Source organism: Enterobacter sp. KB-280D8 (genome assembly GCF_041399405.1).
GTDB lineage: Bacteria > Pseudomonadota > Gammaproteobacteria > Enterobacterales > Enterobacteriaceae > Enterobacter > Enterobacter cloacae_N.
In genome coordinates, this window is sequence record NZ_JBGKEC010000016.1 from 39724 (window position 1) to 46717 (window position 6994).

General features: G+C 54.6%; 9 protein-coding genes and 2 pseudogenes. All 11 read right to left on the minus strand.

The features are described from left to right. Position 1: 1 nt before the first annotated feature. On the minus strand, positions 2-757 hold the full coding sequence (locus tag AB8818_RS22050; protein WP_193144360.1) for a phage minor tail protein L: 756 nt from the start codon (positions 755-757) through the stop codon (positions 2-4). Beyond that, entirely contained in the window at positions 754-1101 is a 348-nt protein-coding gene (locus AB8818_RS22055) for a phage tail protein (RefSeq protein WP_337256836.1), read from the minus strand. The genes AB8818_RS22050 and AB8818_RS22055 overlap by 4 nt, the downstream gene beginning before the upstream one ends. A 5-nt stretch (positions 1102-1106) precedes the next feature. Beyond that, positions 1107-3623, minus strand: coding sequence for a phage tail tape measure protein (locus AB8818_RS22060; RefSeq protein ID WP_371200025.1), 2517 nt, complete (start codon positions 3621-3623; stop codon positions 1107-1109). After that, a pseudogene (locus AB8818_RS22065) lies at positions 3607-3921 on the minus strand (phage tail assembly protein T); the annotation flags it as partial. The pseudogene AB8818_RS22065 and the gene AB8818_RS22060, both read right to left, overlap by 17 nt. A gap of 8 nt (positions 3922-3929) precedes the next feature. Further along, positions 3930-4352 (minus strand): phage tail assembly chaperone G, encoded by a 423-nt coding sequence (gene gpG / locus AB8818_RS22070; RefSeq protein WP_371200026.1) that lies wholly within the window; start codon positions 4350-4352, stop codon positions 3930-3932. 38 nt (positions 4353-4390) lie between these two features. Continuing rightward, positions 4391-5128, minus strand: a complete 738-nt coding sequence (locus AB8818_RS22075) for a phage tail protein (protein WP_371200027.1) — start codon at positions 5126-5128, stop codon at positions 4391-4393. Between the two features lie 7 nt (positions 5129-5135). Further along, a complete protein-coding gene (gene gpU / locus AB8818_RS22080; RefSeq protein WP_371200028.1) occupies positions 5136-5534 on the minus strand; it encodes a phage tail terminator protein in 399 nt (132 codons plus the stop codon). After that, a complete protein-coding gene (locus AB8818_RS22085) occupies positions 5531-6085 on the minus strand; it encodes a phage tail protein (protein ID WP_013096336.1) in 555 nt (184 codons plus the stop codon). The genes gpU and AB8818_RS22085 overlap by 4 nt, the downstream gene beginning before the upstream one ends. Positions 6086-6093: 8 nt before the next feature. After that, positions 6094-6369, minus strand: a complete 276-nt coding sequence (locus AB8818_RS22090) for a DNA breaking-rejoining protein (protein ID WP_371200029.1) — start codon at positions 6367-6369, stop codon at positions 6094-6096. After that, positions 6362-6688: a DUF2190 family protein gene (locus AB8818_RS22095; RefSeq protein WP_044067055.1), complete on the minus strand. Its 327-nt coding sequence runs from the start codon at positions 6686-6688 to the stop codon at positions 6362-6364. The genes AB8818_RS22090 and AB8818_RS22095 overlap by 8 nt, the downstream gene beginning before the upstream one ends. Positions 6689-6771: 83 nt before the next feature. Next, a pseudogene (locus tag AB8818_RS22100) lies at positions 6772-6994 on the minus strand (Clp protease ClpP); the annotation flags it as partial.

Consider the following 6994-nt stretch of genomic DNA (forward strand, 5'->3'; position numbering starts at 1 on the left):
ATCAGCTCCTGATAAGAGATGTACCCGGGAAACCGCCGAACGGCAGCTCGTTGCTGTCTCCGTGCCGGAGCTTGCAGGCCGTCAGCGTGCCGTTGCAGACATCCAGCGAAGGATCGTCAACAGGATTATTGTTTTTGTCGAAGTAGCGCGTTCCGGCATAGTCGCAGCCGTCGCCGGTCCGGTACTTATTCCGGATGCACCAGCTGCATAACGAATGCAGCTGCCGCGTCGGTATCATCTGGCCCTGTAAATCCATCGGACTGGAAAGCGTAAACTCGACAACTTCATCCGTCTCAGTGCTTCTGGCATCGATATAAAAGACCTTCAGCTTTTCCTGTGACGGGTCAGCAGTGGGATTGCCCTGCGGAAAATTTCTGGCGTCCAGATACTGTGCCAGCGTGTCGTGAATACTGACTTTCGCCTGCAGCAGATCGTCATACGCCAGACAGAGCGCTGAGATCGAACTGTCCAAGTTCGCCACACTCAGTTTTGGCTGTGGGCTGGTACCGTCCGTGGTCGCTTCAATACCCTCAACCTGACACGGCCAGGCTTTATACTCCTCCCCCTGCCACCAGATGGACTTCGCCGGAAGTTTATTCTCATCCCCGCCTGCAGCCTCAATCTCTTCCGGGGTATGCGCAATGTTATGTGCGTGGAAGCGGAGCACATCTGACATACCGAACGCTGTGCCATCGACAGAAAAAAGCCGGACTTCATTGCCCGGCTCAAGCTTTTGATAATCAGCATTAAGACTCATGGTGCAAATGCCTGTTCAAACGTTGCGGTTACGGTTATCACTTTTACGTTTTTAACCACCTTTTTGAGGCTGTCAGCCTCGACACGCCACAGCGCCATATCGCCAAAAGGCGGAGTGAAAATAAACGACTTCACTTTATGCCGCCGAAGGAAGGCATGAATTTCATTCGCAGTAGTCGGATCACCGGAAAAGGAAAACTCATAGGTGCGAATCTCGTCATTCAGACCTGAGCCGCTCACCTGTGCGTACCCGTCGCCGAACTGGACCTTCCTGACGGTGTCTTTGCTTCCCTCGGTGGGCTGGCTGGAGACCTTAATTCCCCAGGAGAATGTTTCTATCGTCATAACTGTTACCTGCGATTGGTCGCATTCCAGATAAGCCCACCGGGCTGGATTGCCCTGGCGATACCATCGTTGACAGATTTATTAATCACCTGCTGATACGCTTTACCCAGCCGGTCTCCGTCGTTTTGCTGCTGTGCGTTACCGGGAGCATTTTCGACCGTCACCGGGGCATATACACTGACACCGAAAGGTGCTGCAGCTGGACCTGTACCACCGCCCCCGACATACCCACCCGTGGCATACCCTTTCATCATCCGGTAAAGATTGCCGACGCCGATCCGGCTGGTAGCCTCTTTGGTGAAAACAAATTCACCACGGTGAACGACACCTGCAGGTTCATATTTCCCGCCTGAACCGGTATAACCGCCACCTGCAAATCCCAGCGCGCTTGTCGCTGAATCCACCAGACCGACCATCGCCTGTTTCAGCAGGATCTGTGTCAGCATGGAGAGCGTGGAGCGGGTGAAGTCAGCCCAGTCAGCCTTTCCGCGCGTCAGCATGTCAGCCATATTTTGCCCTATGCCATCAAACGCACTGGTTGCAATCGACTTCATCTGGCCATAAGAATCTGAAGCAGAATCAACATAATCTGCCCATGCGGATTTGGCCCCGGATTGCCAGTCGTCTCGCAGCTTATCCTGCTCGGCGTAATACGCCTGCAGCGCCTGCAGCTCATTCTGATAACCAGCGTCGTTCTCCGAACCGCCACCATTTTTCCAGCCCTGAAGAAGCTGGGCCTCCTCATTGCGGCGTTGTGCTGCACGACTGCTCATACCAGCACTTTCCGCAAGGGCTCGAGTTTTCTCGCCGATCTGCGTGACGTATTTTTGGGACGTATCCTGCAGGCGATTAAGCCGCTCCTGCGCCACTATCTGATCACCAAGCTTCGCATTCAGCTCCGCACGGGATAGCACCTCGCTTTTACTGTCCAGCAGGGATTTTTCCTCAGCAGAAAGCGTCCGGGTCTTCGCGGCCTCTTCCAGAACCGTAAAGCGGGACTGCTGACGCCACAGCTCCTGACGCTGCTGGCTGATGGTGTCATTGATGCTCTTATGCTCCTGCAGGGTGCGCAGCTGTGCCTGCAGCTCCAGCGTCTGGGCGCTGGCCGTATCGGTGGCACGGGCACCTGCGGGGGTTCTGATTGCCGGGGTCGTCTTCGGCTTTTTAAGGGTGTCTTCGTACTCTTTTTTCGCGGCAGCCAGGTTGATGTTGTAGTCAGCCTGGAGGATCCGCCCCTCTTTCAGCGCCTTGTTGAGCTCGCTCTGCCTGGCCGTGTATTTCTCCAGTGCCGTCTGCGTTTTGGCATAGTTTGCCTGAGCCTGCGCAGCATACTTCTGGCGATCCGATTCCGCTGCCGCTTCGCGCGATGCATTCTCTTCATTCGCCCTGGCAATTCCCGCTTGCTGCTGCGCCATGTCCAGCGCCAGCCTGGCCGTTTCGCGGTCATTCCAGAATCGGGCGCGGGCCTCATCATTGACATATCGGTCACCTTTACGCAGGTTCCAGATTTCATCGGCTTTTTTGAACGCGGCTTCGGCTTTTGCCACCATCTCCTGCGCGGTGTCAGGTCGGCCAATATCGAGGGCTGCATCCCACATCGACTTGAAGGCGCGCTTCAGGGAGTCCGCTGAAGATTCAATCGTCCCCATATTGTCGCGGATGGCTTTTGTCTGATCGTTGAATCCGGCTGTAGCAGCCTCGTTAGCCGCCTGCAGTGCGCCAGCCTCATCACCGGCACGCTGCATCTGCGCCACATGGGCAATCTGTTCAGCGGTAACGTTATGGAACTGCTGGGCCATCGCGATCAGGCCCGATGTCGGGTCAGTTGCGAGCTTGCCATAGGCTGCTGCTACCTTTTCCACCGGCACGCCGGAGGCATCGGTAAACCGCGCCACCGCCTCGCTCATGTCATCAAAGCGCGAGCCAGCACGCACACCCGCGTTGATAAGCTCGGTCAGCGCTTCACTGGTCTGGTTGAAGGTCAGCCCCGCTGCCTGTCCGTTCCGCGCCAGTGCCAGCATGCGGTCAGCTGTCAGTCCGGCTGTGTTCCCCGACAGTACCAGCGTTTTGTTGAAATCAGACAGAGTGGAAGAGCCCTGGTACCAAGCATAGAACAACGCGCCCGTTGCAACGGACAATGCACCAATGCCGACCATCAACGGGGAAACCGTCCCAATCAACGCCCGGAATGTCGGGATGATCCCGCCAAAAGAGTCCTTAACCTGACCGCCCTGCTGAAGCAGAATCAGCCAGGGGTTCTGCCCACCTGCCAGCTGCGTGGCCACATCGGTAAACTGCGCCGGGAGCATACGCATTGCGGCGTTATACTGACCCACTGAAATACCGGCCTTACGCGCGGCGTTCTCCTGGCGGCTGAAGGACTGCTGGATACGTAACGCTTCGTCGTTTGCCGCATTGCCGGTCTGTTTTAATTCTTTTTTGACGTAGTTAAGCTGCTCGCTGAATTTCGACGAGTTAACGTCAAGGTTAACGACCAGATCACCGACTGCCGTCTGGGCCATAGCGCACGCCTCCTGAAATACCTGCAGCCTTCGCCATCAGCGTATTGTCATCCGGTTCATCAATGTCGATGGGTTCCGGTGCAGTATTAAGAATGCTGAAACTGTCCGGGGTTAACTCCGGATCGGCAAAAAACAGGGTTGAGATGGTGTAGAGCAAGCCGGAGAAGTGTGCGTCCAGCTGCGCATCATGAAAGTAATTGTCCTGGTAGAAGATTTTCCAGTCGCCGTACTCCGTTGAGGACATGCCAGCAAGCATGGTACGCCAGTCCGGGCGACCGAACTCACGCGCCAGTTTCATGGCAAATTTCAGCTCACTGGCGAGGGCTTTTCCGCAGTAACGGGTTCAGCGGGTTTATAACCTTCTTCGCCGGACGCTGCCTGGTCATCAGTTACCGGCGCAATCATCCCGGACAGGAGCTTCACCTTATATTCCGCTTCGGCAACCAGTTCGGTCGGCCATGACTGCATGACCTCATCCTGAATCTTTGCCACTTCCGCCGCCGCATTTTCTCCCTGTGAGCCTTTCAGTTCGTGGCCGTGCCAAAGCGACATCGCCACGAGGAACGCCCCACTTTTTACGGTGAGGGTGATGGCCGCCTGGAAATCGCCAGCTTCAACTGCCTCCATCTGTTTCAGGTATTCGAGGTATTCAATACGTTGAAGCGCCGAAAGCTGGAACAATGTGACGCTGCTGCCGTTACTTTCCAGCTGTTCGCTCTTTAGAAACATATTTACTCCGGGTCGGAACGGGGCTCACGCCCCGGTTATCAGGAAACAGTGACTTTGCAGATCGCCACAAAGTTGCCGTCATTGCTCATAACGATGATTTCTACGGTGCCCGCCGCCACGCCGGTGACAATCAGGGTATTGCCATTAACGGTAACCGTTGCTTTTGAAGGATCAGAGCTGGCTACGCGGAAGGATTTATCTGACGCACTGGCCGGAAGGACTGAAACCACCAGTTGCGTTGTGGCTGCGACCGCTACAGCTGCAGTGGATTTATCTAAATTGATCCCCGTGACAGCAATCGGCGCGGTACCGCTGTCTTCTGCCAGCGATGGTTTGCCGTTGTTTGTGATTTTGGCCGTGCGGGTCATTACCTCTTTGGAAGTAATGGTTTTACCAAGGCTGCTCACCCAGCCCTTAAACACATCGACGACACCATTTGGGTATTTGATTTTATATCCCCTCACGATCCCCTCATCGAACCAGTTCACCAGGTCCTGCTGACCTGAATCTCCCGGCATCCACGCGAGCGTCAGGTTAGTTTCACCGGCTGATTTCTGCCCCTGCATGGTTGATGTCCAGTCGGCATTCTCATCATCGATGTAGGTGTCATCTTCAGATTCAGCCGTCAGTTCACCGGGCTGCAGGTCTTTAATCTTTGCGAGGCGCAACCAGTCAACGTCTGAAAGCGGATTGGCATAGGGGTCACCGGTTCCGGTGTAAACCCAGAGAGTGGTACCGGCACCTTTTGTTGGCACCAGCGGGTTTGGTGTGGCCATAGGATCCTCACATTACATAGCTGATTGAATAATTGAGATCGGCTGATCCCCACATCATCACTTCCTCATCTCGCTGATAGTCATAGCCATTTGCATTCATCAGTTCGATTAGGGGCAGCAATTCTGGGATATTAGCCAGAGCGGGGTACACTTTTTCTTCCATCCAGGCATCCAGAGCGGAATCGGTCTCTTTTGCCTTCAAAAAGACCTCGATATGCAGCAGTGCAGTCCACATATCTTCATCCACGCTATCTTCTGTAGCTCTCGCATCAGTCAGATAGACGGCTACAGCAGGCAAATCTTCTTCTTCCAGAAATCCCGGACGGCCGTCGAACCAGGTTATTTGTTCTGTAATACTGCGTTTCAGGGCCGTCAGAACGGCGGCCCGTATCTGCGGGTGTTTCATCGTTTGAGTATCAACCTCAGTTGGTTTTGCAGGTTCTGGCGCATAACTGCTGGCATGTTTTCGTCCATCAGGCGGGGTAGCTCCGCACGGAAGGCCTCTGTAAGGGGAACAGCCAGTGGAATGCTGACCACTTCAATGGGGTAGCGGTTCTTTGTGGTGCGTCGCAGCACATGCCATCGACCATTTGCCAGTTGCTGGATAAAAGCGCCTGGAAAACGAAACGGGCCTATTCTGAGCACACTGTTTGCACCCGACTTATCCCGTTTTCTGCGGGACAGACGAACACTCGCAGGACCGAGTTTTATGGCGGGGAGATTTCCCCGGTTCACCCGAATAAGTGCGCGTGGTTTACTGACGGTAGCCCGCCGTAACCGGGCACGTTGCTTAACCAGTTTTCGAGGTACACGAGTCGATTTTGAAACGACAGAAACGCTTCGATTGATGGCCTGCCCGGCAATACGGTTAACCGACTGGGCAGAGGCACGTGGTACGGCCGTTTTGCTGATGCTGTTGAGGTTTGCGATAGCCTGCTCGAGGCCTTTGATCGACATAGCCCCTCCTACTCAATGAAGATACGAGGTTTCCCGTTAAACAGTTCGTGACGTGTGACGGTCCAGTTTTTGCCTTCCCAAACCACTTCATCGTTTCGCCGCGGGGTATATTCTCCACTGAATACCACCAGAGACCGTAAATTCCCTGATAACGGCCCCATCTCTTCAAGCAACTCAGCAGAAATAACGTCGTATGTGATTCCGTTAATAAGAACCGTTTTCCCCATCTTTTTTATGGTGGCCGCGTCCATGCGAGCCGCCATCCGGTCAAAGGGATTAGACATTAATCTTCACTTCAACAACGGTGGTGTTTGCCCCTGCATCTTCCCAGGCGATGCCCGCGGCAACGGCGTCCGTTTCTTCGATCGTGATTTTGCCGTCCTTCAGATACACCTGCGCCCCGGCAGTAACCGCATCTGCGGATACTTTTGGCAGGAGGAAAACACCCTCAGTAAAACCGTCCCCGGTATCGCCAGCCGGGATATCGGTAATTGCCACCGCGATAAGTTTTCCAACAACAACCGGGTCGCCGCTGTGAACATCGGTTGCACCACTGTTTACCAGAGGGATCGTTTTCCCGTCCTGCGCATAGTTCTTAGCCATAACTTCTCCATTCAGCCCCATGCGGGGCTGGTTTCACGTATAAAAAAAGCCCTTACGGGCGTCTGTTTGTCAGGACTGTTTTTTTACTGACCAGAGGATTTGGTCATGCCGCGATAGTCCAGCGGCGCCACACCTGCATCAATACGCACTTTCGTGGCGATACCATCAGTGGTGAAGCCTTCCTGCTGATCGATGTATGGCGTGTCGACGCCGTTGAGATAAGCGACCTCGATGGTGTCGGTGCCCTTCGCGGCAGCCAGATACCAGGCTTTTGCATCAGCTTCATCTAGGCGTGGTTCGGCAATG